Source organism: Roseovarius sp. MBR-154 (genome assembly GCF_053628595.1).
The window spans coordinates 1-24,522 of the sequence record NZ_JBRJGR010000009.1 but is presented as its reverse complement, the minus strand read 5'-3'; the positions used below and the strand labels follow the sequence as shown (position 1 = coordinate 24,522).

General features: G+C 61.9%; 28 protein-coding genes. 13 read left to right on the top strand and 15 right to left on the bottom strand.

Annotation, left to right across the window (positions count from 1 at the left end; genetic code table 11):
• Window positions 1-10 precede the first annotated feature (10 nt).
• The 6 genes from ubiV to ACSSV4_RS12470 all read right to left on the bottom strand — a co-directional run bounded on the left by ubiV (window position 11) and on the right by ACSSV4_RS12470 (window position 4,520).
• Window positions 11-922 (bottom strand): ubiquinone anaerobic biosynthesis protein UbiV, encoded by a 912-nt coding sequence (gene ubiV / locus ACSSV4_RS12495; protein WP_454275511.1) that lies wholly within the window; start codon window positions 920-922, stop codon window positions 11-13.
• A 5-nt stretch (window positions 923-927) separates the two neighbouring features.
• Window positions 928-1,926: a ubiquinone anaerobic biosynthesis protein UbiU gene (gene ubiU / locus ACSSV4_RS12490; protein ID WP_454275510.1), complete on the bottom strand. Its 999-nt coding sequence runs from the start codon at window positions 1,924-1,926 to the stop codon at window positions 928-930.
• 6 nt (window positions 1,927-1,932) lie between these two features.
• Complete coding sequence (ubiT, locus tag ACSSV4_RS12485) at window positions 1,933-2,451, bottom strand: ubiquinone anaerobic biosynthesis accessory factor UbiT (protein WP_454275509.1); 519 nt, start codon at window positions 2,449-2,451, stop codon at window positions 1,933-1,935.
• A 556-nt stretch (window positions 2,452-3,007) separates the two neighbouring features.
• On the bottom strand, window positions 3,008-3,484 hold the full coding sequence (locus ACSSV4_RS12480) for a hemerythrin domain-containing protein (RefSeq protein ID WP_454275508.1): 477 nt from the start codon (window positions 3,482-3,484) through the stop codon (window positions 3,008-3,010).
• A complete protein-coding gene (locus ACSSV4_RS12475) occupies window positions 3,485-4,018 on the bottom strand; it encodes a DUF2478 domain-containing protein (protein ID WP_454275507.1) in 534 nt (177 codons plus the stop codon).
• A gap of 7 nt (window positions 4,019-4,025) precedes the next feature.
• The gene (locus tag ACSSV4_RS12470) at window positions 4,026-4,520 is read right to left on the bottom strand and encodes a hemerythrin domain-containing protein (RefSeq protein WP_454275506.1); all 495 of its coding nucleotides are present in this window, start codon (window positions 4,518-4,520) and stop codon (window positions 4,026-4,028) included.
• Between the two features lie 119 nt (window positions 4,521-4,639).
• Between ACSSV4_RS12470 and ACSSV4_RS12465 the strand changes: the two genes are divergently transcribed.
• The 4 genes from ACSSV4_RS12465 (at window position 4,640) to ACSSV4_RS12450 (ending at window position 7,494) form a co-directional block, all read left to right on the top strand.
• Complete coding sequence (locus tag ACSSV4_RS12465) at window positions 4,640-5,053, top strand: Rrf2 family transcriptional regulator (protein ID WP_454275505.1); 414 nt, start codon at window positions 4,640-4,642, stop codon at window positions 5,051-5,053.
• A gap of 81 nt (window positions 5,054-5,134) precedes the next feature.
• Entirely contained in the window at window positions 5,135-5,584 is a 450-nt protein-coding gene (locus ACSSV4_RS12460; RefSeq protein WP_454275504.1) for a YbaN family protein, read from the top strand.
• Between the two features lie 230 nt (window positions 5,585-5,814).
• Window positions 5,815-7,170 carry an oxygen-independent coproporphyrinogen III oxidase gene (hemN, locus tag ACSSV4_RS12455; protein WP_454275503.1) on the top strand — a complete coding sequence of 452 codons (1,356 nt, stop codon included), beginning with the start codon at window positions 5,815-5,817 and terminating at the stop codon, window positions 7,168-7,170.
• A 111-nt stretch (window positions 7,171-7,281) separates the two neighbouring features.
• Window positions 7,282-7,494, top strand: coding sequence for a DUF1858 domain-containing protein (locus ACSSV4_RS12450; RefSeq protein ID WP_454275502.1), 213 nt, complete (start codon window positions 7,282-7,284; stop codon window positions 7,492-7,494).
• A gap of 582 nt (window positions 7,495-8,076) precedes the next feature.
• On the opposite strand, the gene ACSSV4_RS12445 is transcribed toward ACSSV4_RS12450, so the two are convergent.
• The 7 genes from ACSSV4_RS12445 to ACSSV4_RS12415 form a co-directional block, all read right to left on the bottom strand.
• On the bottom strand, window positions 8,077-8,301 hold the full coding sequence (locus tag ACSSV4_RS12445; RefSeq protein ID WP_454275501.1) for a hypothetical protein: 225 nt from the start codon (window positions 8,299-8,301) through the stop codon (window positions 8,077-8,079).
• Window positions 8,302-8,916: 615 nt separating this feature from the next.
• Window positions 8,917-10,917, bottom strand: a complete 2,001-nt coding sequence (locus ACSSV4_RS12440) for a type IV secretory system conjugative DNA transfer family protein (protein WP_454275500.1) — start codon at window positions 10,915-10,917, stop codon at window positions 8,917-8,919.
• Between the two features lie 8 nt (window positions 10,918-10,925).
• Window positions 10,926-13,259 carry a relaxase/mobilization nuclease domain-containing protein gene (locus tag ACSSV4_RS12435; protein ID WP_454275499.1) on the bottom strand — a complete coding sequence of 778 codons (2,334 nt, stop codon included), beginning with the start codon at window positions 13,257-13,259 and terminating at the stop codon, window positions 10,926-10,928.
• Entirely contained in the window at window positions 13,246-13,839 is a 594-nt protein-coding gene (locus ACSSV4_RS12430) for a helix-turn-helix domain-containing protein (protein ID WP_454275498.1), read from the bottom strand. The genes ACSSV4_RS12435 and ACSSV4_RS12430 overlap by 14 nt, the downstream gene beginning before the upstream one ends.
• A gap of 563 nt (window positions 13,840-14,402) precedes the next feature.
• The gene (locus tag ACSSV4_RS12425) at window positions 14,403-14,609 is read right to left on the bottom strand and encodes a hypothetical protein (RefSeq protein ID WP_007120662.1); all 207 of its coding nucleotides are present in this window, start codon (window positions 14,607-14,609) and stop codon (window positions 14,403-14,405) included.
• Window positions 14,610-15,148: 539 nt separating this feature from the next.
• Window positions 15,149-16,165 carry a nucleotidyltransferase family protein gene (locus tag ACSSV4_RS12420; protein ID WP_454275497.1) on the bottom strand — a complete coding sequence of 339 codons (1,017 nt, stop codon included), beginning with the start codon at window positions 16,163-16,165 and terminating at the stop codon, window positions 15,149-15,151.
• 133 nt (window positions 16,166-16,298) lie between these two features.
• Entirely contained in the window at window positions 16,299-17,228 is a 930-nt protein-coding gene (locus ACSSV4_RS12415) for a DUF2493 domain-containing protein (RefSeq protein WP_454275496.1), read from the bottom strand.
• Window positions 17,229-17,853: 625 nt separating this feature from the next.
• Between ACSSV4_RS12415 and ACSSV4_RS12410 the strand changes: the two genes are divergently transcribed.
• Together ACSSV4_RS12410 and ACSSV4_RS12405 are read left to right on the top strand one after the other, a co-directional pair.
• Window positions 17,854-18,129, top strand: coding sequence for a hypothetical protein (locus tag ACSSV4_RS12410; protein WP_047997774.1), 276 nt, complete (start codon window positions 17,854-17,856; stop codon window positions 18,127-18,129).
• The gene (locus ACSSV4_RS12405; RefSeq protein ID WP_037941658.1) at window positions 18,129-18,461 is read left to right on the top strand and encodes a hypothetical protein; all 333 of its coding nucleotides are present in this window, start codon (window positions 18,129-18,131) and stop codon (window positions 18,459-18,461) included. The genes ACSSV4_RS12410 and ACSSV4_RS12405 overlap by 1 nt, the downstream gene beginning before the upstream one ends.
• 136 nt (window positions 18,462-18,597) lie before the next feature.
• Here the strand turns inward: ACSSV4_RS12405 and ACSSV4_RS12400 are convergent, their stop codons facing one another.
• Window positions 18,598-19,011, bottom strand: coding sequence for a MerR family transcriptional regulator (locus tag ACSSV4_RS12400; protein ID WP_219436654.1), 414 nt, complete (start codon window positions 19,009-19,011; stop codon window positions 18,598-18,600).
• Window positions 19,012-19,026: 15 nt separating this feature from the next.
• Between ACSSV4_RS12400 and ACSSV4_RS12395 the strand changes: the two genes are divergently transcribed.
• The 7 genes from ACSSV4_RS12395 to ACSSV4_RS12365 all read left to right on the top strand — a co-directional run bounded on the left by ACSSV4_RS12395 (window position 19,027) and on the right by ACSSV4_RS12365 (window position 23,780).
• Window positions 19,027-19,494: a mercuric transporter MerT family protein gene (locus tag ACSSV4_RS12395; protein ID WP_454275495.1), complete on the top strand. Its 468-nt coding sequence runs from the start codon at window positions 19,027-19,029 to the stop codon at window positions 19,492-19,494.
• Window positions 19,495-19,509: 15 nt separating this feature from the next.
• On the top strand, window positions 19,510-19,812 hold the full coding sequence (locus ACSSV4_RS12390) for a heavy-metal-associated domain-containing protein (protein ID WP_219436655.1): 303 nt from the start codon (window positions 19,510-19,512) through the stop codon (window positions 19,810-19,812).
• A 258-nt stretch (window positions 19,813-20,070) separates the two neighbouring features.
• A complete protein-coding gene (gene merF, locus ACSSV4_RS12385) occupies window positions 20,071-20,457 on the top strand; it encodes a mercury resistance system transport protein MerF (RefSeq protein ID WP_219436656.1) in 387 nt (128 codons plus the stop codon).
• Window positions 20,454-20,591, top strand: a complete 138-nt coding sequence (locus ACSSV4_RS12380; RefSeq protein WP_219436657.1) for a hypothetical protein — start codon at window positions 20,454-20,456, stop codon at window positions 20,589-20,591. Before merF ends, ACSSV4_RS12380 begins: the two co-directional genes overlap by 4 nt.
• Before the next feature lies 1 nt (window position 20,592).
• A complete protein-coding gene (merA, locus tag ACSSV4_RS12375) occupies window positions 20,593-22,023 on the top strand; it encodes a mercury(II) reductase (RefSeq protein ID WP_257898375.1) in 1,431 nt (476 codons plus the stop codon).
• Window positions 22,024-22,045: 22 nt separating this feature from the next.
• The gene (locus ACSSV4_RS12370; RefSeq protein ID WP_219436659.1) at window positions 22,046-23,398 is read left to right on the top strand and encodes a dihydrolipoyl dehydrogenase family protein; all 1,353 of its coding nucleotides are present in this window, start codon (window positions 22,046-22,048) and stop codon (window positions 23,396-23,398) included.
• Between the two features lie 55 nt (window positions 23,399-23,453).
• On the top strand, window positions 23,454-23,780 hold the full coding sequence (locus tag ACSSV4_RS12365; RefSeq protein ID WP_040546036.1) for a YnfA family protein: 327 nt from the start codon (window positions 23,454-23,456) through the stop codon (window positions 23,778-23,780).
• Window positions 23,781-24,094: 314 nt separating this feature from the next.
• Here the strand turns inward: ACSSV4_RS12365 and ACSSV4_RS12360 are convergent.
• A partial coding sequence (locus tag ACSSV4_RS12360; protein WP_454275494.1) for a DUF736 domain-containing protein occupies window positions 24,095-24,522 on the bottom strand: 428 nt, incomplete at its 5' end.

The window sequence follows — 24,522 nt, the reverse complement described above, 5'->3', positions numbered from 1 at the left end:
CGTGACAAGATCAGGCAGGCGCAGCCGCGGCAATCCTGCGATAGCCGGCGACGCCGTGATAAAACCCGTTGCTGAATGCCGTATCACCGCACAGCGCATGCAGGGTCGCATCCGCGCCGGTCGCGTCCATCCGGCCGTCCAGCACCGCCCGGAACAGACCCGCGACACCGACCATATCCACCGCCTGCGGCATCAGCCGCAGATGGGTGACACCGTCCTCTACCAGCCGCGCGGTCTCGGGCAGCAGGTCGAGATAGCTTTCGGATTGGGTCTGGATGCCGTTCACCCGCAGGATCGGGGCGTCGTCGCGGGTGCGCAGCGGCATCCCGTCGGGGTCGTCCTCGCAGACAAACTGACAATTGTCCTTGGTCCGGCCGTGGGCGCGGGCGTGGTAGCAGCGCGCCGACACCGCCAGCGAGGCGCGGCCGAACACCTGCACCTCGACCCCCAGCCCCAGGTCGCGCGCGGCCTGCGCCGCCACGGCGATCGCCGCACCCGGCAGTTCGGCGGGCAGGCAGACATGCGTCGCACCCTGCCCAGCCATCCATCGAATCGTCGCCTCATTATAGGCGTTCATGAACGGGCCAATGCGGTGCGGGCGCGCGCCGCGTGCGTACAGCCCCGCGGCGTTATTCACCTCGATCTCGGGCGTCTCCATCTCGGCGATCTCCTCGGTCGCCTTGCGCTCGCGTTTCAGCATCACCTCGGCGAGCGTCGAGACGATCACAGTCTTGCCCGCACGTTCTAGTCTTTCGATGGTTGCGGGCAGGTCAGCCTCGTGAAAGGGTGCGCGTTTCGAGCAGATCACCTCGCCCAGATAGACCTCGTCAACCGGGGCCTCGTCGGCGATACGCGCGTAGAAATCGCGTCGCTTGTCGGCGGACCAGTGGTAAGCGATGGGGCCCAGCGTCAGTTTCGTCATCGATTTCACCGCCATTTCTTGGTCTCGAACGCGCCTTGCGTCTGTTTCTGGCCCTCGGTCAGGGCTACCAGATCGGCGATATCGGCCGCACGACCGGCGCGGATATCGTCGACGGCGGCACGGAACGCCGTGACCACACCGCGCACATAGGATTTCGACCGCTGCCGCCCCTCTATCTTGAAGGCATGCACGCCCGCGTCAATCAGTTCGGGCAAGAGCCGCGAAAGGTTCAGGCTGACCGGTTCCTCGAAGGCATAATAGCCCTCGGGTCGGTTGGGCGCGGTATAGCGCCCCTTGCATATGGTGGGGTAGCCGGCCATCTCGTCCGCGCCGAAACGGTCGATGGTGAACCCCGCCAGTTTCGATGCCATCGATCCATCGGCATCGCGAATGTATTCCACATCCGACGCGGGCGAACAGACGCCATCCATGTTGGTGGATTGCCCGGTCAGGTAGTTGGTCAGGCTGCACCGTCCCTCAACCATCAAGCCATGGTTGCCGAAGATGAATGTCTCGATCTCGCAGGGGATTTCCTTGCGGATCTGCCGGATCTCGGGGATCGTCAGGATGCGCGGCAAAACCACGCGTTTCACCCCGAAATTCTCGCAGTAATACCGGATCGCCTCGGGCGATGAGGCAGCCGCCTGCACCGACAGGTGCAAGCGTGCCTGCGGATGGGTGTGCGCGATGTAATCGGCCACCCCCATGTCGGCCACGATAAAAGCGTCGACGCCCAACCGTGCGCCGAGATCGGCAGCCTGCCGCCACAGGTCAACCTTGCCCGCCGGTGGATAGGTGTTGAGCGCGAGCAGCACCTTGGTGCCCTTGGCATGAGCATAGGCCACCGCCTCGGCGAGTTCGTCAGGGGTAAAATTCAGGCCGGGAAAATTGCGCGCGTTGGTCGCATTCTGAAAACCGCAATAGACGGCATCGGCGCCAGCATCGACGGCGGTGCGCAGGGCGGCGGGGGTGCCGGCGGGACAGATCAGTTCGGCAAGGCTCATCTGGGGTCAGGTCCTTTTGATATCGGTGGCATAGCTGCGGCGCAGCCGAGCGAGAATGGCACGGCCCGGGGCGCCGAACATACCGGCGGTTTCCTCGGCGATGGAACCGTCGACATCGTCCAGCGCATTGCGCAAGCGCACCACGGCCTCGGTATCGCCACTCACCTCGAGATCGCGGGAAAAGAATGCGGCATCGCCGTCTTCCTCGCTGTCGACCAGTTCCAGAAGCAGCAGGAAGCGGCCCCGGATCACCGCGCCCGCCGGCGGCACGGCGGCGCGCGGCACAGCGCGAAACACCAGCGCCTGGGGATCGGGGCGCAGGTGCAGCGCAAAGGGCAGGTCGACCGGGTCGATGACGAAATCGGTGCCCTGATGGACCCCAAGCCGCGCGAAGAGCGAGGGGTGCCGCGCGGCGATCCTTCGGACGACTCGCGACAGGATCGGTTGAAGCGCGAAGCAGGTGAAGCGCGCAACCGCGCCCTCACCGGGTCGCAGACGAGCGGGTGCTTCGTTCGCTAGTGACATGTTGGGTCCTTTCGCTCCGCGCAAACGCCGGTTTCGACTATGATCTTGTCGAGGGGAATGTCATGGGGCTGCGGGTGGAGCGTGGTCAGCGGTGCCGCGGCCAGCGTCTGGTCGTAGTATCCGTCGCCCCATCTGGGCAGATAACAGCTGTAATTCCAGCCGAGGCAAGGCGCGAGCGCTATATCAGGCATCACCGCCTTTGGTGGCGGAGCCGAGATGTCCCCGTGATCGCGCACTATGCGCTTGCCAGGCGTCCAGCATCCAGCGTTGAAAGAAAAGCGGCGCACTGAGGGTCTCCACCACAGGCGGCGCGATGGCGGCGCCTTGGTCACGCAGATCGGACGGGACCGGACGCCGATCCGGTTCGCCCCAGATCGGCGGGTAGCCAATGAGCGCGGTCTCCGCCCGACCCCGCGCGCGGCGCGGAACGTTGCGAGATGACCGCAGATGGAAGCGTTCGCCTGCGCCTGTTCCGGGTCTGTGCCCGCCGGTTCTAGGTATGTCGAATCATCGCCCCCCGCCATGCGGGGCGGCGAAACATATGTGCCTCGCTTGCTCATGAGCCCGCTTCGACGCGGGGAAATAACACTTCGTTCTCAAGATACATGTGCTCGTCGAGGTCCTCGACCAACTTGCCAAGCCCTGCATAAAGGCGCTGCCAGCGTGAGCAGGCGCCACGAGGCAGGCGGAAACCGTGGGTGATCGCCGCGATCCGGTTCAGCGCCGCCTCCTGGCCGTCATGCGCCTCCCGCAGGTGGGGAATGGCGTCGGCTGCATGTCCCGCGCCGCCCGTGCGAAGAGAGGAAAAAACGATGGCTTCCTCCTCGCGCATGTGCGCCTCAAGCTCTACGACCATCGCCTCAAGCGCGTGGGTCAAACCGTGCGGCGTATCGGGATCGGTCGCATGTGCAGTCTCGACCTTCCGGGCGAGCGCGATCAGCTCCGGCAATTCGCGGCGGTGCGTATCGTGGTAACGGGTTTGGATGTGGTCGATCAGCGCTCCGGTCGGCGCATCCGTTGCGGAATCGTACATTCACACCTCCTCTATTTGAGTCGCGTCGCGACCGACGATGGACCGGCACCAGTCCAGGATCGCGGCCTCATCGGGCGCAATATGGGTCACCAGTCCATTGGCGAACCGGTTGAACGCCGCGAGGTGGGTCTCGGAGACGCCGGTCAGCACCGGCACGCCGCGCCCCAGCGCTTCCGCTACCAGCGCGCGGAAGCCGCGTCCTTCCGCCTCGCTGAGACCGAACTTGTTGAGCACCACGAGGTCCGCACCGCCCGCCTGCAGCCGGGATGTTGCCAGTCCGACGCCCTCCTCGAAGGCGCCTGCGTCCATCCGGCATGCGGTAGAGCCAGCGCCTAGATCCTGCGTGATCCGTACGATCGGCCCATCGGGCAGAAGCCAGAGGTCGCTGTCGCAGTGGCCTGATCCGGCTTCCGGGGAGACCGGGCGCAGCGCGCCCACCAGCCGGACACCGTCCCGCGTCAGCCGGTCGGCCACGGCGGCCAGAAGCCGATCTGTATCGCCGCGCCCCTGACCTGTCACGCCGGCAAGTCGCATGACCCCCTCAATGCATCTCGAAGCGCGGAAACAGCACGTCGTTCTCCAGCGCGATATGCGCTGCGAGATCGTCGAACAGCGTCGCAACCCCGCCATAGAGTGACCGCCAAGAGCCGCAGGCGTGATCCGGCGGCGTCAGATCGTTTGTGAGTCGCCGTATCAGGGCGATGTTCTCTACGTGATCGTCATGGTCGGCCCGCATCACCGCGATGGGATGTTCGATGCCTGGACCACCGCCCGCGCGCATGGCCGGGAACAGGACCATCTCTTCCTTGGTCATGTGATCCTCCATCTCCTGGGCCAGCGTCCGGATGGCATCAGCCAATCCCGTGGGCGCGTCGGGGTCGCCTGCATGGACGCGTTCGACCCGGTCAGCCAGCGGCATGAGGGAGGCGAAATCTTCCCGGTGCATCTCGTGATAGCGCGTCAGGATGTGCTCGATCAGGGCACCAGTCTCCTGCGGCACGTCGGTAAACGTTTCGGCATCAGCAAGTTCATCCATCGCGGGCCCTTTCCCTCGCGCATCACCCGGTCCTTGCATGGGCCGCAGCGAATTGGTACCTAAAATACGTATACCAGTTTCCGAATGCGCACTTCAATTACCAAAACAGGACCGCGACCTTGCGCCTCACCTCCTTCACCGATTACGGCCTCCGCGTGTTGATGCGCATGGCGGGCGCGCCTCAGCGGCCCTTCACCACGGCGGAACTCGCCGATGAGTTCCGCGTTTCACGCAACCATCTCGCCAAGGTGATCTCGACGCTGGCCAATGCAGGCTATCTGGAAACCCGACGAGGAGGTGGCGGAGGCGCGATGCTGGCACAGCCTGCCAATGATATCCGGTTAGGCGATGTGGTGGCCCGCCTGGAGGCCGACCAGGCTCTGGTCGAATGCTTCGCCGCCAGCCGTAATGCCTGCACGCTCACGCCGCGCTGCCGTCTGAAGGCGCGACTGGCCCACGCTGAAGCCGCTTTCATCGAAGACCTGAACCGCGGCACGCTGGCCGATTGCGCCTATCTCTCGGCCGAGGCGTAACACACAACGGCTAGGAAAAACTTGCGGTTTACTTACCTGTAAAATCTGAGCATTTCTATCAGAATAAGGTTTTCACGTTGTATGCGCGCCACATTCAACATCCAGAAAGTTCAATTAGGCACGACCATGACCCGAACCGCCATCTCGACGCCTGCAGGCCCCGGACCGGTCGCCAGACATGTTTGGACAGTCTTCGGTGCCTTCTCACTCGGGGCAGGCGCGCTGGGAATCGTCCTGCCGCTCCTGCCAACGACGCCATTCGTGATCCTCGCTGCCTTCGCCTTCTCCAAAGGCTCGCCGCGTTTCGCCCGCGCGCTGCACAAGCACCGCCTGTTCGGCCCGATCATCGCAGAATGGCGTGCAAGAGGCGCGATCGCACCGCGCTACAAGGCACTCGCGATCGCCATGATGGGCGCGGCGCTGGCCACCAGTGTCGTACTTGCGTTTGGCACGGCCCTCATTGCCCTGCAGGCGCTCGCCATGACCGGTGCCGCCGCTTTCATCCTCAGCCGGCCCAACGCGCCGGGTTGAGTCCCGAGCCAGCCAGCACAGCCTTCCGAAAAAACCAGAGGTCGGGCGCGCCTGACTTGCACAGGAAAAGATGACCCGCTCCTTCCACGGGGTGAACCACGATCAATCGACATGAAGAGACCGCGATCCTGAACCCCTGAACCCCTGAACCCGCCAGAACAATGCATTTTATGCCTGCAAGTTTGATCTACTGCAAAGATCTCTGGCTTCGACTCGCTCATGATCGATACATGGAACATACAGATTCACTCAAGGCGCTTGGCCTTTTCGACGCGCGTGTCCCCCGGTACACGTCATACCCGACCGCGGCGGTTTTTTCCCCGAACGTCGGCTCGGCTTTTCAGAAGCGGGCCCTTGAGGCGTTGGATCCGGATGTTCCGGTATCGGTTTATATCCACATCCCATTTTGCGAGCGCCTGTGCTGGTTCTGCGCCTGTCACACCCAAGGCACGCAAACCCTCGGACCGGTGGAAAGCTACATCGAGACCCTCGAAGCAGAGCTGGACATGCTGCGCGGCACCCTGCCTGTTGGTCTGCGCATGGGACGGTTGCATTGGGGCGGCGGCACACCCACGATCCTGCCACCACCGTTGATCCACCGACTGAGCAAGGCGATCCGCAGCGTCTTCCCCACGGCAGACGACTTTGAATTTTCCGTCGAAATCGATCCGACGATGGTTGACCGCGCCAAGATCGATGCGCTTGCGGCGGAAGGCATGACCCGTGCGTCCATTGGCATTCAGGACTTCGATCCCGAGGTGCAGCAGGCGATCGGCCGCCTGCAACCCTTCGGCATCACGCGCGCCTGCGTCGAAGACCTGCGCGCCGCCGGCATCACCTCGCTGAACACCGATCTGGTTTACGGCCTGCCGCACCAGACCCTGGCACGGATCGAAGATACGATCGACAAGGTGCTGACATTTGCTCCGGACCGCATCGCTCTGTTCGGGTACGCGCATGTGCCCTGGGTGTCGAAACGTCAAAAGCTGATCGACGAAAGCGCCCTGCCGGGTGATCTGGCGCGGTACACGCTTGCCACCCGCGCCGCAGAGCGGTTCGTCGAGGCAGGACTGGTTCCTATCGGCATTGATCATTTCGCGGCCCCCGGCGATGACCTTGCGGTTGCCCACGATGCCGGGCGCTTGCGCCGCAACTTCCAAGGCTACACGGCGGACAGCTGCCAGACCCTGATCGGACTTGGTGCGTCCTCCATCTCGCGCTTTCCGGGCGGATACGTCCAGAACGCCCCGGCAACGGCCGCCTACAAGCAGCGCATAGCGCAAGCGATTTTTCCCGGATCACGCGGCTACGAGATGACCGCAGACGATCAACTGCATGCGCGCGCGATCGAGACATTGATGTGTTACTTCGCGCTCGATCTGGACGATCTGAGCCGCGACTATGGTCCCCGCGCCTACACGCTCAGGCCTTGCCTGGAAGACATCGAAACCCGTTTCAAGCCTTTCGCAAGACTGGTTGGGCAGCGCATCAGCATCGCGCCGGAAGGTCGATCGCTGACACGTATCATCGCCTCGATGCTTGACCAACACGTTCCAGAGGGAGTTCGCTACTCGCAGGCATCTTGAGACGTCATCATGTTTAGGAGCCGCGCCACATGTGGAGTCGGAGGATAAGTTTGCGTCAGCACAACCTTTGGAAAATTCCAGCGCATAGCCTGGTTTTCAAGGGAGGAATCAATGAACAAACCAAACCTCGACGACCCCGACTTGTCTCTGGCCGATCTGATGACCCATTGGCCCCGGACCATCCCCGTATTTATTCGCCACAGGATGCTGTGCGTCGGATGCCCAATAAGCCGCTTCCACACCGTTGCCAATGCTTGTGCCGAGTACCATCTGAATGAGAAGGATTTTTTAGAAGAGTTGAAGCAGGCAATAGATGTTAAGTGAGCGCTTTCTGCCAGGATCGGGCACCAAAAAATCCCCTGAGTGCGGACCACTGATCATTTTGCGTCTACTTATGGGAGTGCGCCTGGCACAGATTGTCCGCGCATCGTAAACTTGGTGTCGCGAAAGACGTCTGCGTCGAGCCCAATCTTGCATTCGAACGGCTATCAAAGAGCATGATCCGGATAAAATAAGAATCGCCTTAACCGAATCAGTAGGAAGCAAAAACACTGGATGAGGATCAACCATGCTTCTTGAGAAAAAGTCGATCATCATAACCGGCGCTTCCCGCGGCATGGCACCGCTGCGGCGCTTCTTTGCGCGTAAAATGGTGCACGCGTGATTCTTGGTGCTCGCAGGGAAAAAGAACTGGACTCGATCACCGGCCAGATCATCCAACCCAACGGAAAGGCTGTAGACTTATCGCGTAACGTATCCGATCCTAACGACACCGCGAACACGTCAAACTCGCCAAATCGGAATTTGGCGGCCTTGACGGAGCATTCAACAACGCGGGGAAGATGGTGTCAGGCTTGATGGTCGCCGAGACGCGCCCGAGGAATGGTATAACCCCAAGGACTTTCGTTATAATGAGGGACGACCGGGGGGCACATCATAGGCAATCTCGCGAATAGGCTTTTGGTCGACGGAATGCTGACCGTCGCGGCAATGGATGCGACCACAAACCCCGACACCGAAGCCTTCATCCGGAATCTTGAGACGTAAGCGCAGTACAAAACCGGAGGAGATCGCGAAGGCGGCAATGTTCCAGATGTCCGATCTCTCCAGATTCGTGACCCGCTGGGCCATGTTGGCCGACAGAGGAAATTCGATTGACAAAGTCTGAGCCCGCCAAGCTCTGGTTTAAGCGTCGCTCGAACCAGATGACCCTTCAGGGGTCCGCAAGTTTCGCACAGCTGATCAACACGGTTTGCGGACTCCACCTTATTTATAGCTTCGTATTGGCCGAGATGAACATCGGGGTTAGGATCCATTGTCCTGCTTGAGCGCTGTCGGCTTGCGCGATGCAAACTCTCGAGCTGACGGAGGTGACAACGAGCAACCTTCCTGCCAGACAGAGAAGCAGATATGGCGGCTGGAGTCCCTGTTTCCCAAGCACCATGACCGGCTACCGGTCTATGACTGATATGGCCCAAGTCTATAAATCAAGGCGAAATCGTCACCATCCATCACTGAACAGGCTCAGCTGCCACTTTAGACGGCGGTTGTTATTCACATTGGAGACACGGTGAAGATTGTAGCTTTCCGTGGTTTGTGCTGCAAGGCAACCTGCGGCGGTGCAGAATACCCTCTCGATTTGGAGTGATTCGGATGTCGGCTTTCTATTTCACCGCATTATTCGCTCGCGCCTGCAAAGAAAGTTCACTTTCCGCCCTGCGCGACAGACAAGCCATGCCCGCCACCCTATCGAGCAACCAGCTTTTGACCACCCCCCTCCCGCAGCATCGTTTCAATCTCATCCAAGCCGTCGACGGCGGAGCGCATCTGCGCCTCATCAACTACGCTCGCAGCTTCAGCATCCACGACCTGACTCCCAAAATCCAACTCCATCTGTCGTTGTTCCTCGGCGATGACGGCTTGGACGACGGGCGCGGTCTTCTTTGGGGCGACGTCGATTTGCCCTGACGTTTGGCTGCCAGCATCTTGGCGTGCGGTCTCCACAACGGCGTCAGACCCACCTGCTCCACTCGCAGGCGGCGTCATCGGCATGGCGCGCACACTCAGCGGCAGCGAGCCTTGCGATCCCCCTCCCCCCGGCTTCGGAAACGGTAGCTCGCCCGTCTGTGCCGCATGGATCGCCTTGAACAGCCGGTCGTCAAAATATTGGATCCGCTTCGCGCGGACCGGCATCTGGGCATCGATGACCATGACGATCTCGTCGAGCGGTAGGCGGCGCGCCTCATCCTCGGGCAGGAGAGAGCTTTCTTCGGTCCGGGTGGACTGGCTACGGCCCTCGAAGGGGTTCTTGCCGATGGACTGGGATCGCGTGATGACGGTCTTCGTGGTCTTGCCAACCGCCTTGCTCAGCTCTTCGACGGTTTTTTCATCCGAAGGCGTCAGATAGAGCTTCACGCCCGCGTTGCCCTGCAGGGCGCGGCGGGTGTTCTCGCCATAGATTTCATCGAGGGCAGGGATGGTTTGGGTGACCACGGCCAAATGGCCGCGATAGGTCCGCAGGGTCTCGATGCTCTCGACCACGATGGGCATCTTGCCCAAGCGATTGAACTCGTCGAGCATGATCATCACCGGCCAGGGCTCATCCGGCCCGGGATCCTTCTCCTGCATCGCCGACAGCAGATCAGAGAAGAAGAGCCGGATCAGCGGCGCGAGCGGCTTCACCATCAGCGGCTGAACGACAAGATAGACCGAAAAGGGCTTCTTTCGGATCCTGCGGAAATCAAAGTCCGACACGGACGTCGCCTCGTCGATCGCCGGGTTCTGCCATTGGTCCAGTCCCGAGGTCATCAGAAGCGAGACGTAGGAAGTCAGCGTGTCGTTATTGGTCGAGGCCAGCCGCGTGAAGATCAGCTTGGCCGCCCGGTTGTCGACTTCGTGGCCCCGCGCGAAATACTCCTTCTGCTTGTTCCCACCCGAGGCCGCGATGCGATAGATCTCGCCCAAGGTCGGGCGCTTGCGCTGGAAGGCCAAGAGCCCCGCCGCCACGAAGAGATCGATCCCGCCTTTCAGAAGCCCCTGCACCCGGTCGTTGTCGCTTTGCAGGAAGAGCGTCGCCAGGAGCTGCAATTCCATCTGCTGGCGCGCGGGATCTTTCAGCTCAAAAATGCGCAGGAGCGGGTTGTAACGATGCGTGCGCTTGCCCTCCCAATCGGTGGGGGCAAAGCGATAGACCTTGTCGCCTTGGGCTGCGCGGTGTCGGGCCGTGGCCTCGAAACACTCGCCTTTCACATCGAGCGTCACGGCAGAGCCCTGCCAGGTCAGCAGGTTCGGAATGACAAAACCCGTGGTCTTGCCACGGCCCGTGGGCGCCACGATCAGCGCATGCGGAAAAACCTTGGAGCAAATGTAATTGGCGCGGGAGCCCGGCGTCCCCAGCTTGCCGAGGATGAACCCGGTCCCGGGTGCCCCGAAGAAGCCATTGGCCTTCATCTCGCGCGCACTCTGCCAATGGGTCTGGCCAAAGCGTGTCAGGGCGGACCCCGAGAGGGCGAGGCTCAGCATCAGGCCGGCGGCGGCGAAGCTGCCGATGATCAGGTGAATAAGTTGCGCGTCCTCCGGGCGGCGATCGAGGATCGCCATGTAGTTCTGCGCGATATAGGCAAAGTCGATCTCGGCCCCGAAACCAAGGTCCTGGTAGGTCAGCACCGCCGACGCGATGGTATAGCCCATGGCCCCGGTCACCAGCGTTACCAGAAAGACCCCTGTGGCGATCCGCGCTTTTCCCATGGCGGCGCTCAATGGACCTGGCCCCGCTCGGTCTCGCCATCCACGTCTGTCGCGCGGTGTTTTTCATGCTCAGCATCGGCGAGATCATCGACCACCTGGCGCAAGGCCTCCGTATTGGCCGTCGCTGCATCGGATTGCAGGTAGACCTTGGCGACATAGAGCCGGTCGAGGCGGTCCTCGAGAACCTTGTCCAGCGCATCGGCATCGCCGGATGTGAGCCGGTCAAGCTGACGGTCTTCCAGCACCCGCGCGATCTCGGTTCGGAAAGCGTCCCTCTCGACTTCGGTCTCGAAGGGTGCGGACAACTCCCCTGCCCGCTCGCGGTCCAGGACGCGCGCAATCTCGTCTGCGAGGCGGTCGGTACGGTCAGTCTGCGGCGCCGTTTCACCGCGGGCTGCGAGGGGTGCGTCGCGCGTGCCAGACCCAAGCCCGTCATGCAGCTCGGTTTCGCGGCGGACCTGATTGATGACCTCCGTGTCGCGTATCTCGACGACGGCCGCATAGGTCGCGCCCAGCCCACGGGCGAGGTGGGCCGGCATGTCCGGATAGCGCGCGCGCAAGTCATCTGCGACGGCATCGGCAACAGGCGTGCGGACATCGCGCCCCTCCATGATCCGGTCGACCTCGCGGGTGATCTCGCTGGCGCGGGCCGCATCGGTGATAGTCTCCCTGTAGGGCTCAGACCGGTCGATCACATCGCCGGAGCGTGCGAGCAGCTCCGGATATGCCTCGAGATATGCGCGCTGCTCCGTCTCGATCCGGCGCTCCGCCCGCGAGACAACCTGCCAGTCCCGGTCCTCGATCTGCTGCGCTGTCAAGCCGTCTGCGCGCATCTCCTGACGGATTGTCCCTTCCATCGCCCGCACCGCGCCCTCATGATAATGGAACTGCTCGCTGACCGGTTCCGCTTCCATGACGCCATCCCGACGCAGCACGTTCTCCCGTTCCAAAAGCGTACCAAGCGCGACATGCACATCGTTGAGTATGTCGCGCGCCTGTTCCAGATCGGCGCGGCGTTCGAGGTTCAGATCGCGCGCCTCGGCCACCTTGGCAAGGTCGTCGGCGATCCATTGATGCTCAAGCGCGGCACTCGAGGCCCTGGTTTCGATCCGGGCCACCACTTCCGATGTGCTGATCCCGGTTCCGCGCAGCGCGGTGTCTATGCGCGACCGCAAGTCCGGCTCGGCAAGACGTTCTAGCTGTTTGGTGTCGATATTGGCCTCAGAATAGACCCCGCCCTCCGAGGGGGTCTCTGACAGCGTGGATGATCGCAGCCCCAAGGGCTGCATGTGCTGGACCTGCGTCTGGATCTCGATGAGACGTTTTTCCAGCACGGGACGTTCCGCGTCAGACTTCTCGGCGATCATGCCCTGCACCCGCGCGAGCTTTTCCGCATAGAGGCTTCTCAGATCCTCGAAACTTTGATCCTCGGCCATATACACATCTCCTGTTCGGTCCACCTGCCCGCCCTGCGCCAGCACCTCGCCCGCGCGGAACAGCGCTGCGGCAATATCCTCGCGGGCCTCGCGCGAAGCCTCCGCAGCAAGCGAGTGGTAGACAGTTCTGGTATTGGCGATCTCCGCCAGCGTCCGCGCCAGGTCCTGCCCCACACGTTCCCGCTCGCGGGGCGCGCGACCCTCTTCTTTCGCCGCATAAACCTCGCTGGTGCGGGCGGGGTAATGCACAACCCCGCGATCCACCCGGCGCGTGGCCTCCAGGCGCACGCCGTACTTTTCCGCCTCCTCGACCATGGCGAGGCGGAAATCGTCATAGTTGAAGCGGTGGTTGCGCCCCAGAAAGAAGAACTCGCCTTCTTGCGAGCGGCGGTTCAACACCAGATGCGCATGCGGGTGATCGCGGTCCTCATGCACCGAGATGATGTAGTCAAAATGCCCCGCGTCAGTCTGGAAGAACCGCTCGGCCACATCCGTCGCGATGTCGCGCACATCCTCTCCCCGCGTACCGATGGGGAAGGACATGAGCATATGGGTGGTCTGGCCCAGTTTGGGTTTGAAGCCCGCATCCCACCGCTTGGCAAAGCGCTCGGTCAGGTCCTTGATGTCTTTGGCCTCGAGCTTCGCCTTGCCATCCAGAAACCCGCTCGAGTCTACGATATGGGTGGACTTGGTTGTGAGGTAATCGAGCTGGTTTGCGAGCTGTGATTTGGTATGCGTACCCCCGCCCCGGATCGCCTTGAAGACCGCTGGCCGATGCCCCGCAGCCGCGCGCACAAGCTGGCTCTGCTTGGCCACGTGCAGCCCTTGCATCGAGCCCCGGACGCGGCTCCAGCCATCCCGGAAGACCTCGCCCGTGACGGCATCGACAGCATCATTCAGCCGCATGGGCAAACTCCCTCAGCGCGGCCGTGGCCTGCAGCTGCATGGCATCGCGACGGCGGCGCAGGAGCAGGTCGATCTCGTCAGCAGAATCCAGGATGAACCGCGCCAGCCCGCGCATCTGCGCGAGGCGCAATTCGGTGAACTCGGCACTCGTGCCGCCCACGGCCCCCTGCCCCATCCGGTTGGCCCGCGTCATCTGCTTGGCGATCTGCGCGACCCCATTGCCGACCTCGTGCAGAGAGGCGCGGTAGCGCGCCATCTCTGCTGCCATCTGCGCGTCCGGAACGAACACCCCGCCTGCCGCCTGAATGAGCCGCCGCAGCCCCTCGGCCCGGCTTTCGATCCCCGCCTTCGCCAGCACCGCGTCGAGCGCCTCAAGCTCCGCAGCCGTGACCTTCACACTGACCGCTGAGACCGGAATTGCGGCATCCGTCTGGCGCTCGGCATCGGCTTTCAAGACGTAGCGCACGGCGCGCGATGTAACACCGAACCGCGCAGCCAGCTCGGACGTCGACACACCCTCCGCGGCCTCGCGGACGATCTGCATCTTCTCGATCTCTGTCAGGCGTTTTGTTCGGGACATGCGGAAGAAAGACCCCCTATTTCCTGCCACCTTCCACCAAGGCTGCCCATACCTTACGATAATATACCTAGAAGTCAATTATATACTTACGTCGCCTTCAGTCTCAGGCAGCCTTGGTGTCCGCTTCACGCCGCGGCCCGCAGGGACGCGGCTCTGCCGCCCTCACCACCGAGCGACCCACCTGTCCAATGGGTCCCCTTCCCCAGCACCGCCCGAGGGTCTGGCCGAACACGCATGTGTTCGGACGGAACCGCGGGCGGGCGCAAACCCCACCGACAGGGCGGACAGGCAGGGTCAAGGAGGGCCAGATTTGGGCCACCAAATCTCTGCCGCAAAAACCGGGAGGCCCTGGCCGATGGGTTTTTGTGGATGGCCCCCTTGAGGCTGACTGGCCGCCCTGTCGCTGCCTGACCTTTCCGGTCGGCTATCATGCTTTGATCACGCAGCGACCGGCGGCTTCGTAAGGTCACCTCGGGCGAACTGACCGCCGGACACGGCATCCCTGGAACAGGGATCGGGCCACCCCAAGATCGTCCTGGGGCGGCCCATCCTCTTGAGAGGATTCAGTCCTGGGGATCCTTCGCGCTCGGCGGGAACATCACCAGCTCCGAGACCGCGACCGGGAAGTCGAGCTTGAGGCTGAAGAACTCCGATCCATCCCCGTTGCGGGTGTTGCGGAACATCGCGCCCACGCGCTGAAAACGGGTGCGCTCCTGGCCATCGGTATCGGTGAACTTGACGGGAACGGTGGCGACGTAGTGGTTGGTCATTTGGGTTACTCCTTATCGCGATGAGGATCACCCAGCACGGGGACAAGAGGACCGGTCGCAAGCGCAAATGCGGAGGGTCCGCGGCCCCGCCGTGGAAGCCGTATTTGTGCTTGTCGAAGCGTGAGCTGAGGGCACGAACGGGCCGACCCCGTGCGATCCACATGCATAGCAAAAAGGAGGGACCCGATTGACCCTTGCCATCACGCCGCAGCCATCCTCCGCGTCCTCGTCCCGCCGATTCTGGCCGAGGTGCTGACGGAGCCCGCCCGCGTGGATGCGATGTTCCGAAACACCACCCGAAGGTTGTACAGGTCTTCAGCCTCATGTGCGATGTCTCGACCCCTCGGTTTTGCGCTGCTGACGATGTGCGAGGTGCGCACCATCCCCAGCCCATACCGATGCGGATGGGCCGCACTCTGACGGGCTGGGTAGAGGGATGACGGTGCTGGATGCCGTGAGCTGCCGATCAAGTGTGACCGATCGCACGCGCCATGAGACATGACGAAAGGGCCGCGCCAAGCACGACCCCGTTACGGCCATCACGCGCCCAAGCTGTCGAGCATCCCCCTGGTATCAGGCATTCGCTTCAGCGAGTTGCCGATGTGCTCCCGCCAGCGCGGCCCAACCTCCATTGCGGTGGCATAGGCCCGAGCCAGATCATCGGGCCGGTCCTCGGCCATCGCTTCGATAAGGAAAGCCGCCTGCTCGCGGTCCTTCGCGGATTTCAGGCTCCCTGCCCCATCGCGGCGCCGATCCGCGATGATCAGTTTGTGGATCGCATAGCGCTCTGGACGAGGGACCTGCACGAGAATGCCGGATCGATAGATAGCCGCCGCGTGGATCGGCTCAGCGATCAGGAAATTGAGATAGTTCAATCCTTGGGCGTTCACGCCCAATGCTGGCAGATCACGGATGGTCTCATCTCCGAACGCCGGTGTGAGAAACTCGACCAACTGGCCGCTGCCACCCTGGGCCCATCGCCAGGTCCGACCTTGATCAAGCGCCGGTAAGGGATCGAACTTCAGCGCCGAGAAGGTCTCGGCCAGACCCGGGTCAACCTGATCCTGCAGCGCCACACTGAGCTTTTCGAACTGGGCGATGTCGATGTCGCCGGTATTAGCCATGCCGCCCAAGGGCAAACGAACACCTAGCTCGCCCTCATAGAGCCGGAACGCGTTTGTCCCGACGATGGTGCCACCCAAACGGAAAGTCCCGGCCGCCGCCATCGCCGACAGGATGGACCCGGTGGCCCGGTCGGTGGGGGTCATGCCTTCGGCGCGCAGGAGGCGAACGAGCCGCGACCGCTCTGCCTGTCGGTCCTTGGCTGTCGCGCGGAGCTCCTCGATCCGGTCAATGCGCGCGCGCGTCTCGTCGCTGTCTTCGCCGATATAGATGAAGCGCATCTCGGTGCCGACACGCCGGGCAGCGTACCAATAGGCCTTGTCGCCGCGCTCCTTGAGCGTCGGCTTGCCTTCGACACCGGACAAGGCGTCGTCCTTCAAGAGACGTACCAGATCGGTGTAAGCGCTCATCGCGATGCTGCTGAGTGGGGTCATGCCAATCATTTCCAAGTTTTGCTTGGCACGCATATAGCTATCAAAACATGAAATTGCTAGGCATAAGGTTTTTGGGGCACCATCACGCCGACGAGAAAAGGAAAAAGGGCCGCCCAAAGGCGACCCTCTATGTTCACGTCTCCGAGGTCTTCTTCACCGGGTCCGCAACCCGCATGACCGTCAAGCCTTTCGCCTCGGCTTTCTGCCCGAGGTTCAGCGCGACCCCGTTGCCGCCGAAGAGTACAACCCCCGTCGCCGCGAACTTGTCGTCCAGCATTTCGTCGTTGCACTTGAACGGTGCCGCACGTCCATGCGCGGACCAGCGCGGATCGAAGCGCGCCTGTGCTATCCCGCGTGCGCGGGCCCACCGAGCCGCAATCATCTCCGCCCCGTGCTTGCCACCCTTGTGGCAGAGGAAGATCTCCTGATTGCGGTTCTGTCTGATCCGCTCGCGAACCTTGTCGAGCGTGTTGAAGATCACATCGACATCGGTCCAGTCGGTGGCGCCCGAGACGATCAGGGGCACCCCCTCGACTTTCGACCTCTCGGCAGTCTCGCGGTCGTGCTGCTCCAGGAGCTGCCGCGCCTCGAAGACCGCCCCGGTCTCTTGCGCCCGGACGCTTGCGCGCGACCCGGCTGCCGGGATGAAGGCGTGGCCCGTCTCGATCTCGTAGCATTCCGCCGCCGCCTCGCTCATCACCTCAATGGCGCTGACAATCTCGCGCAGCTGCACAAAGCGCGCCTGCGCCTCTTCGAGCGCGGTCTCGGCGATCTCCGATCCGTCATGGGATTTTGCCAGCGCGCCGATCTTGTCGGCGGTGCGGTCGACCTCCTTGCCAAGCGCCACCTTACGGCGCTGCAGGATCGTGGCGAGCCCATGGGCCAGCGGTTCGATTTCGGCTTCAAGCCCGGTCCCGCGCAACTGCCCGAGCAAAGCCTCGAAGCTCTCGCGGATGATGTGGTCCGTCAGGACGTGATCCTCGGGGATCGGAAGCTCAGCGTCCTTCTCGGTCAGCCCGAAAAGCTCAATGGTCTCGTAGGTGTTCGCTGTGTCATAAGCCATGTCTGGTCTCCAGTGTTCGGTTCCAAGGCCACCACGTGAGTGTGGGGGCATGGCCGAATGCCTGGTTTCCGAATCTGGCCGGGTCAGGGACGGCGCAGCCGCCGGCTTGCCGGGCGCAAAAGTTTTCCGAGCGCGACACCCGACACACGCGCGCCCTCACGCACGGGACCGCCCCGCACCACAAGCGCCGCCCTCGCCGAAAAGTTTTGCGATCCTTGACGCGGGCTGATTTGGGGGCCATCCGGAGGATATGCTTCCGCACTCATGTGTGTGTGTTTTGACGGTAGGTTTGCCCGACCCGAGCAGGCAAACGGCCTGACCGGACGCGGGAGACGGATGGAGTGGCGGGATCGTTTTGCCCCGCAAAACAGACCAGAGCGCAATCCGGCGGAGCGGCCGGGGAGGGACGTGCTCGCGAGGCGGGCAAACCGGGACGCCGGGTGCGACGCCGCGGTGAGGCCGCATGGCCGAATGCGCGACGGACCGAAGGGCCGTTCTCCCCTGCGACACGCGAAGCCGAGCAGGGGAGGCCGCAAGGCTGTTGACGCATTTCGCTCGGTCGGCCTGACCTGCTTGCCAGAAGCGGCAAAATTCGGTAGTCTGTTGGAGCACCAAGGAGCCCGCAATGAGCGTTCAAAAGCAATCTGTCAGTTTCACCGACACCGCCTACACCTTCGCAAGGGAACTGGTCGAAGCTGGCGAGTACCCCAATATGAGTGCAGCGGTTTCGGGTGAATTGGCGAAGGCCAAGGCAGAGCGAGATCGTGAACGGTCTCTGCTCGAAGCAGAATTGGAGCGCCGTCTGTCTCTGCCTCTCGATCAATGGGAACCCGTCGGCGATGCCGCCGACGTCACTAAAGGCGCACGGGCCCATCTTGCCGCGATGGCCAAAAAGACCTGATGCGATTTATCAGGCATCCGTTCTTCGAACGTGACCTTATCGGTATCGTTAATCATATTGTCGAGGTGACCGACGGTGACGTTGCAGCCGCGAGCCGTCGCCTGGATGAAGTAGACACGCTCTTAGAAGCGATTGCCTCAAATCCAAATTCAGGTGTCAGGCTGAACGGCAAACTGGATAGATGGCTCGTGCGCCACGGCGGCACCAGTCACCGACTGACCATCGTATTCAAACCGGACATGGATACTGAGGTCATCTATCTTGCACTCGCCGCCTTTGGAGGCAGAGATTGGATAAAGCTGGCGTCAGCAAGACGGGTATTCGCGGACTAATATTGGAGCCAACCTCAACATTAAAGTCCGAAACTGGACCTTCGCTGCGCTCGACTTGAATAGGAAACATGTAGGGCTTTTCGGGCTTTCGCTACGCCATTCAAGAAGGTCCGTTGCCCCCCTTCTTCAAGCTGGACTAAGCATCAAGCAACGCATCGATCACCGCGCATTCTGGGGCAGCATCACCGGTGCATCGCGCAACAGTGTCCGACAGGACGCGCTCGATACGCTGCAGATCGGCAATCTTGGCCTGAACGTCTGTCAGATGATCTTCAGCGATCAACTGCACATCGGCGCATGTCCGGGATCGGTCATCGATCAGCCCAAGCAGCCCGCGAACCTCTTCGAGAGAAAAGCCTAGATCGCGGGACCGCATGACGAATTTCAGCCGCTTGACGTGGGCTTTGTCGTAGCTTCGGTAACCCTTCGTACTGCGCGGCGGGTCCGGCATGATCCCGATTTTCTCGTAGTAGCGAATGGTTTCCAGGTTGCAGCCCGTCGCTCGTGCCAAATCACCCCGCCGAATTGATCTCACGCTTGTGTTACTCATTTCGCAAAAAACCCCTTGAGCCTGTATCAACTACAGACCTTAGAACGGTGGAAACATCTGTTCAAGGAAGATTCGATGGAACAAAATTTGGCGGAACTTCCGCAATCTCGGTCGCAGAAAATTGGCGACGAAACCACCAAGGGATGGGGCGTGACCGGCCTCGGCGTCCTCGGTGCGCTGGCGATGACTTCTTGCTGCATCCTTCCATTGGTGCTGGTCAGTTTTGGCGTGACAGGCGTGTTCATCGCGCAGCTCGGAGCGCTCTATGCCTACAAATGGTACACCTTCGCGCTGAGCGCCGCGTTTTTGGGATACGGCTTCTACAAGGCTTACAAGCCTGTAGATGCCGAGGCCTGTGCCGATGGCACCTGCGCCCGCCCCATCGACCGCCGCATCATGCGCGCAACCCTCTGGGCCGCTTCCGCGATTGTCGCTGTCGCCATGATCTTTCCCTACATCACCCCCTTCACCCTGAAATTCTGAACGAGGACCAAGACCATGAAGCATCTTCTACTATCCGCCCTGACCATCGCCGCACTCTCGACTCCGGTCCTCGCTGAAGAGCGCGAGGTCGAGATCGCCGTCAGTGAACTGACATGCCCGTCCTGTTCATTCATCGTCGCCAGCTCGATGCGCGGTGTTCCGTCGGTCGAGATCGCCGCATTCGAGGAAGGCCCCGAATACGGACAGGGTGTTTACAGCGTGACCTACGATGACGCCGAGACTTCCATCGAAAGCATCATTGGCGCGGTGACAGCCAATGGCTATCCGGCGCAGGTGCTGCCCGACACAGCTTCCTGAGCCGCCTGCACTGCGTGACAATCTGATGGGTGGCCTGCTGGCCTTCGGAATAGCGGCTCCGGTCGTGGTCGTCTGCTGCGGCGGCGGAACTGCCGTGCTTGCAGCGTTGTTCAGCGGCGTTGGGGCTTGGCTCTCTGGAATGAGTGGCATTGCCATGCTGGTTTTGGCTGGTCTGACCTACCTGATCCTCCGCGCACTGCGTCGTTCACACATGAAACGGGCCTCCAGCACCGAACCATCACGAAGAAAGACGGCCCATTGACTGACACACCAGAAAATCCCGACCGACTGCTGAAATGGGGGCTTGGCGGTGCGCTGTTCGCCGCGCTCTGCTGCTTTACGCCGCTTCTGGTCGTCATCGTCGCTGGCGTCGGATTGTCGGCCCTATCGGGTTGGCTCGATTACGCCCTGTTCCCGCTGCTGTTTTTCAGCCTCGCCGTGGTGGCACAGGCCTTTTGGCTGCGCGCTGGCAAACCGGGACCGGCCCCGAAACTTTGGGCCACCGGCCTCGCGGTGGCCCTGTCGATCCTGATCATTCTTCTCGAATTCAGGTTCGCAATACGGATCACAATCGGCGTTTTCGCCGCCACAGCACTCTACGCCGTTCTGCTGAACCGTGCGCAAAAGAAAGGAACGCTCTCATGATGATGGGATGTTGCACCGCCACCGGTATGTTCTTCGGTCTTCTCGGCCTGCTCACACCGCTGATCGCAGTCGGCGCGGTCATTTATCTGTTCGCTGCCAAATCGAACAACCCCGAGTATGGTGAGGCGCGCTGAGATGAAAGACCTGAACAAAAACGACGATGGACAGGGCGGCTATGACCTGATCGTCCTCGGGGCGGGGTCGGCGGGGTTCTCCGCCGCAATTACCGGCGCGGATGCCGGAAAGCGCGTCGCTCTCGTGGGACATGGCACCATCGGCGGAACCTGCGTCAACGTGGGATGCGTGCCGTCCAAGGCGATGATCCGCGCGGCAGAGGCCGTGCACGGTGCGGGAGCTGCCAAACGGTTCCCCGGTCTATCAGGCCACGCGCAAGTCGATGACTGGCAGACGCTCGTTCAGTCCAAGGACGATCTGGTCGAGACCCTGCGCCAGAAGAAATACGCGGACCTTCTGCCGGAATATGAGGGTGTCGATTACATCGACGCCGGTCCCGCGCGGCTGATCGAAGGTGGCGTGACAGTCGGTGAGCGAACCCTGAAAGCACCGAGGACCATCATCGCCACGGGCGGGCGTCCCGTCCTGCCGACCATCGACGGCATCGAGGAAATCGGCGCGCTAGACAGCACCAGTCTTCTGGAGCTCGAAGTACTGCCGAAAAGCCTGATCTTCATCGGCGCGGGTTACATCGGCGCGGAACTGGCCCAGATGATGAGCCGCATGGGCGTGAAGGTCACGCTTGTCGCCCGTTCGCATCTGTTGCCCGGCGCGGAACCAGAGGTCTCGGAGGCATTGGCGGCGGCGTTCGAGGCCGAAGGCATCACCCTTCTGACCGGGTTAAGCTACGACACTGTGCGCCGCGACGACGCAGGCGTGACGCTACGCGTGATCCAGAACGGAAAGCCTGTCGAAGTGACAGCGGATCACCTCGTTTCGACCGCTGGCAGGCGGGCCAATACCGAAGATATGGGCCTGGACGCAATCGGCGTTGAAACAGACGCGCGTGAGTCCATCGTCGTCGGCGAGGACATGCAGACATCGGTGCGAGGCATCTATGCGGCGGGCGATGTGACCGACCGTGACCAGTTTGTCTATATGGCGGCCTACGGTGCAAAGCTCGCCGCCAAAAACGCGGTTCTCGGCGAAGACCATCGCTACGACAACGCCGCGATGCCCTGGGTGGTGTTTTCCGACCCTCAAGTTGCGGGCGTCGGTCTCGGTGAAGCCCAGGCTCGGGACGCGGGCTTCGACGTAAAGACGTCCATCGTGCCGCTCGATCAGGTGCCGCGCGCGTTGGCCGCACGCGACACGCGCGGATTGATCAAGCTGGTGGCGGACAGAAAGTCCGACCGGCTGCTTGGCGGCCAGATCATCGCGCCCGAGGGGTCCGATACGATCCAGACCCTCGTTATGGCGCTGAAGTTCGGCATGACCACCAAGGCACTTGGCGAGACGGTCTTCCCCTATCTGACAACGGTAGAAGGGTTGAAGCTGGCGGCACAAACCTTCGATATGGACGTGGCAAAGTTGAGCTGCTGCGCCGGATGAAGATCAGGACAAGGACCGGAGAATGAGCGAAGACTACGACCTGATCGTCATCGGGGCTGGCATGGCAGGCGTGGCCGCGGCGAACAAGTGTGGCGCAGCAGGATGGCGTGTGGCCATTGTCGATGCGCTGCCCTACGGCGGCACCTGCGCATTGCGCGGCTGCGATCCAAAGAAAATCCTGCGGCGCGGTGCGGAAATCATGGACGCGGCACGGCTCATGCAGGGCAAGGGGATCGATCCCGGTGATCTGTCGATCAACTGGGCCGATCTGATGGCACACAAGCGTGGCTTCACCGATCCCGTGCCGGACAAGATGGAAAAGGGCCTGTCGGGCAACGGCGTCGAAACCCTGCATGGAGCTGCCCGCTTCACGGGAGACAACACGCTGGAGGTCGATGGAACGGCATATCAGTCGGAACGGTTCCTCGTGGCCGCCGGTGCCATGCCCAGGCCGCTGAGCTTCACAGGGGCCGATCTCGTGATCGACAGCACGAATTTCCTCAACCTGGAGGCCCTTCCCAAACGGGTTCTTTTTATCGGCGGCGGCTTCGTGTCCTTCGAGTTTGCGCATATCGCCGCACGGGCCGGAGCCAACCCGATCATCGTGGATCGTGGCGCCCGGCCCTTACGCGGCTTCGATCCCGATCTGGTCGAAATGCTGATCGAGCGCGGCGCCGGTATCGGCGTGGACCTGATGCGCGAGACCGAAATCGTCTCCGTTGCGAAAACCAACGGAGCATTCACTGTCGAGGTGAAGTCAGGCGATCAGACCCGGACAATCGAAACCGATCTGGTCGTGCATGGCGCGGGCCGGGTTGCAGCCCTGGCCGACCTGAATCTTGAGGCGGCCGGTGTTGACTACAGCGACAAGGGCATCGTTGTAGCCCCCCATCTGCAAAGCACGACAAGCAGCGCGGTCTATGCCGCAGGAGATTCCGCCGACACCGATGGCATGCCGCTGACGCCGGTCGCGGTGATCGAAGGGAAGGTCGCAGCCTCCAACATGCTCAAGGACGCTCAGACTACACCGGATTATGCCGGTATTCCTACAGCCGTATTCACGGTCCCGGAAGTGGCGCGTGTCGGCATGTTGGAAGACGAGGCAAGGGATGCCGGGCATGACGTAGATGTCCGGTTCACCGACACGAGCGGTTGGTATTCAAACTACAGGATCGGCGAGACCTCCGCCGCCGCGAAGATCCTCTTGGACAGGTCGAACGGCAAGATCCTCGGCGCGCACCTGTTCGGCCCGGAATACGGCGAACTGATCAATTTCTTCGGGCTGGCAATCAAGCTGGGCCTGGCGGCCAAGCAGCTTAAGTCGATGACGGCGGCCTATCCAAGTGTTGGATCGGATTTGGGGTCGCTTCTTTGAATTTGAAAATTTTTCGCAATAGACCCGATCCTCCTCGGAACGTATGTCTGGCCCGATGAAGACGGTTCTTATCTACTTCGCCGCTGCGCTGGCCGAAATTGCCGGATGCTTTGCTTTCTGGGCGTGGTTCCGGCTGGACAAGAGCGTGTTTTGGTTGGCACCGGGCATGCTGTCCCTTGCCGCTTTCGCCTGGCTACTGGCGCTCAGCCCCGCCGATCAAGCGGGCCGCGCCTATGCAGTCTACGGTGGCGTTTACATCGTATCGTCCCTGCTGTGGCTATGGGGTGTGGAAGGGCATCGCCCGGATCAATGGGATGTTGTTGGAGCCGTCATTTGCCTTGTCGGTGCGGGTATTATTCTCTGGGCACCGCGCAGTATTTGAGAGGCAGCCGCAGACGGGGTGAAGTACTGAATCTTTCGATTGGATCGCCTTTTGGTTCACGCATTCCGACAACTCGGCGCTGCTTCCCTTCCGCATCGCGGCTGCGATCAAGCAGGTTTTCTACCGCCCTCAAAAGCAGCGATACATCCTTTACGCAGCATCGGTCAAAGTGGGCTCTTCGGTTGCATTAGCTGCCGGCGACACGAACGTCTGCAATGTAGGCCGGGTTCATTCAACCACACCAGCACAGCAAAAGGGGAACCGTGGTCCCACGGCTCCCCTTTCGGTTCAGATCGTCTCACCTCGCGCGCTGATCAGGCAACCAGCGACAGCCCCTTGCCTGCATCCTGCGGCTGCTCACCGCTGTCGATGAACGGGATGATCGAGAAAGTCTGCCCCCCGCGCTGTTCTTCGTTCTGCACGGCGTTGACGCGCAGGTCGCCATCGGGCGTGTTGATCAGCAGCGACAGGTAGTCATTGCCCGTGCGGCTGCTTTTCGCCATCCAGGCCGAGCCGACGCGGATCGGTGTGCCCCGGGGCGAGCTGACCTCGATCCGGTAATCGGGGTGGGTCTCCTCGGATTTGTAGCTGTTCTCGATCAGCATGAACTCCAGATCGAACATCATGTTGGCGATGTAGCCGGTGAAGTGAGAACGGCGGTGCAAAATTAGACCACGGTAGCGCCGTCGTATTGGCGGTGCGGGCGGCGTAAAAGTCGTCCACTTTTTCCCTTCTTGCGGCA